The 271-nt window shown below is 50.2% G+C and carries 1 protein-coding gene; it reads left to right on the top strand.

Translation table 11 applies throughout. From position 1 onward, the window contains the following. Positions 1 to 22: 22 nt before the first annotated feature. The coding region (locus WDB87_RS00160; protein WP_337848654.1) for a hypothetical protein at positions 23 to 271 on the top strand (249 nt) is incomplete at its 3' end.

Genomic DNA, 271 nt, shown 5'->3' with positions numbered 1-271 from the left:
TGGCGAAAGCGAAGCCTTAGTTGTGCGCGGAACAGTCACCGATGTTGAAGACGGCCAAACCGTGACGGTTATTATCAGCGATGGCGTAAACACACCAATTGAGGTGCAAGCCTTGGTAAGTAATGGCGAGTACGTCACAGATCCCATTGATGCAAGCGCATTAAACGACGGCACGTTAACCGCTACAGCAAGCGTATCTGATTTAGCAGGCAACCCTGTAAGCGCGCAAGATAGCGTAGAACTTGATAACACCGCAGCAATTACAACCAGC

The sequence above is a fragment of the Pseudoalteromonas sp. C12FD-1 genome (assembly GCF_037414265.1).
In the GTDB taxonomy this organism is placed as follows: Bacteria; Pseudomonadota; Gammaproteobacteria; order Enterobacterales; family Alteromonadaceae; genus Pseudoalteromonas.
The sequence above is the reverse complement of the archived record's forward strand: the minus strand, read 5'-3'. Positions and strand labels throughout refer to the sequence as shown.